The following is a 2,460-nucleotide window of genomic DNA, read 5'->3' as shown; positions in this document are numbered from 1 at the left end:
CTTCTCCTTAGAGACAACTCCTTTATTCTAGCAAATATTTCTAACGGTGTCAACTACTTTTTCTAGTTTTTTTCCTATATCTGCCTTTCTCTCTTACGAGACAACTCATATATCTTACCAAATATATCCTCTTCTTGTCAATACCTTTTTTTAAATTTTTTCTTTTTTTGGAATTTTAGCAAATTGTCAAGTCAAGTGCAACAAGTTCGTGGGTAGACTAGTATTCCATTTTGTAGTTAAGAAGTATGAAGAGGATTATAACTTTAATAAATCGTAAGCGTCCAATAACAGAGTATATTGAAACTTCCAAAGTCTTTGTTGACTCTGGAAGTTTTTGTCTCAAATAAGTCACTTGTTCACCAAGGAGGACGAGTTCATTAGACATGGTCTCTATCGTTTTTGTTAAACTTTCAATAATGTTATCTTTTGAACTCATGTTCATCCCTCCATTGTTTTTTTATATTATACCGAAAGAAAAGCCATGATTTCAATAGAAATCACGACTTTTTGTGATATTGATTTTAGGTGTAATAGAAACTCCCTTCATCAGCCAGTCAACCTGTTCAGAAGTTAAGGCTTTGACTTCCTTTTCTGTGTTTGGCCAGGTGAGTTTTCCATTTTCGAAACGTTTATAAAGTAGCCAGAAGCCTTGACCGTCCCAATAAAGTGCCTTAAAGCGATCTTTACGACCACCGCAAAATAGGAAGACTTGCCCTGAAAAAGGATCTAGTTCAAATTGACTTTTAACCAGATAGGCAAGTGAGTCAATCCCTTGACGCATATCAGTTTTCCCGCAGACAAGATAAACCTGCCCTAAATCATTGAGCCTGACGGTCATAAGTAAGTACCTTTTCTAAAATAAGTTCTAGTTGGTCTTGACTAAGGGGATGAAAGCAACTGATTTCTAGTTTACCGAATCTTAGTTTGAGGAGAAGATTGAACTGCTCCCTGTCAAGTGGACAATGAAATAATAAAAGATTAAGCAACGGCCTTGTTCCTCAATTCAAGAGGGGCAAGGCCGTTGTGCTTCTCTTGAAATCGTTCGTTATTGTAAAAATAGATATAGTCATCAATATCATAAACTAATTCCTCAAATGTCTTGTAAGCCTTCAAGTCATAACATTCCGTCTTAAAGTGACCAAAGAAACTCTCAATTGGCGCATTGTCAATGCATTTACCAACTCGTGACATAGAGCGTGTCATCTGATATTGGGGCGTTACCATCCGGTATTCCCGTGAAGTGGATTGACTTCCTCTGTCGCTGTGGATGATTGGTGTGGCATCTGGATTAGCTTCCATAGCCTTTCTTAGGTTCTCCATGACAAGTGGATTGACTGATATGGTAAGCCATAGAACCATCATAAAGGTCTTTAATAGCACTTAAATAAGCTTTACAACCTCGTCCATACCGTAAGTACACCATTTTTGATTAGGGGGTTGAGCTGTGAACTCTCGATTGAGAAAATTCTCTTCGATAGTCACAAAACTGGTCTTGGTGCAATAGCCTCGAGAACGACGGATAATTGATGAGATACCAAGGATACGCATTAAGCGACGAATTCGCTTCTTGTTATAAGTTGTTCTAAGTTTCCGATTGACAGCTCGCGTCATTCGACGGTAGCCTAAAATTCCCTTGCGTTTGGTATGGAGTTCCTTGATGGCTTTTAATAGTGTGCGATTTGTCTCCTCAGATGTAGTCTCTTTGTGATTAAGCCACTTATAATAACCTGAACGAGACACTCCAAGTCATTGGCATAACTGGCTAATAGAGGCTCCACTATGCTTATCGGAATAATCTTTAATAGCTTGAAATTCTTCTAAGTAACGTCCGAGTCTTACCGTCGGTTTCTGCGTCTGATTTCTTCTAACTTTTTGGCGCTAGCCGTTCGAAGCAAAGCGAGTTACGGATAGCCCTGCAAGGCTTGTCCAAGCGTTAGGAACAGGGTGACGACACGATTGGCAACAAGTAACTGCAAGCAGTCCTACCTCCATCTCTAAATAGCGGTTTCGCTCTTCTAGTTGCTTGTTTTTGAGCTGTAACTCTTCTTCTGGGGTAAGGTTCGTTTTACTGTCTACCCCTTTACCTCTGCGATCTAGGAGTCCTTGACTACCGTCCTTCTCAAACTTTCTCACCCAGGAATAAACTTGTTGGTAGGAAATACCATATTTCTCAATCGCTGCCTGATAATCCTTATCATGAATAATGGTGAAGTTGACAATCGCCACGCGTTCTTCAAAAGTGGTTTTTCGTCCCTGTTTCATACGACTTATTTATTCCTTTACTAGTTGCTTTGATTTCTATACCACTAGTATACCGTTTTAGCCACTTTTCGAGAACACTTCTAGAGGATATGTGATAAGTTTCAATGATTGTCTCCAAACTTCCTCGTCCAGATAGATAATCTTGTACGGCTTCTTCTTTGATTTCTTTTGAGTACCTCGTCCAAGTTTTCCTTTCTT

At 39.2% G+C, this 2,460-nt stretch carries 2 protein-coding genes and 1 pseudogene; all 3 read right to left on the bottom strand.

The annotated features are described in order from the left end of the window. Nucleotides 1-217: 217 nt before the first annotated feature. Nucleotides 218-436, bottom strand: coding sequence for a hypothetical protein (locus ACFPQ3_RS11165; RefSeq protein WP_232323278.1), 219 nt, complete (start codon nucleotides 434-436; stop codon nucleotides 218-220). 51 nt (nucleotides 437-487) lie between these two features. Then, nucleotides 488-838, bottom strand: a complete 351-nt coding sequence (tnpB, locus tag ACFPQ3_RS11160; protein WP_380434512.1) for an IS66 family insertion sequence element accessory protein TnpB — start codon at nucleotides 836-838, stop codon at nucleotides 488-490. A 140-nt stretch (nucleotides 839-978) separates the two neighbouring features. Beyond that, nucleotides 979-2,460, bottom strand: a pseudogene (locus ACFPQ3_RS11155) (IS3 family transposase); the annotation flags it as partial.

The sequence above is a fragment of the Streptococcus caledonicus genome (genome assembly GCF_042656225.1).
Taxonomy (GTDB): Bacteria; Bacillota; Bacilli; order Lactobacillales; family Streptococcaceae; genus Streptococcus; species Streptococcus caledonicus.
This window is presented reverse-complemented; position numbering and strand designations above follow the sequence as displayed.

What these genes read in the sequence shown, in the direction of transcription:
- ACFPQ3_RS11165 (WP_232323278.1), bottom strand. Translation starts at nt 436, where the DNA reads ATGAGTTCAAAAGATAACATTATTGAAAGTTTAACAAAAACGATAGAG.
- tnpB (WP_380434512.1), bottom strand. Translation starts at nt 838, where the DNA reads ATGACCGTCAGGCTCAATGATTTAGGGCAGGTTTATCTTGTCTGCGGG.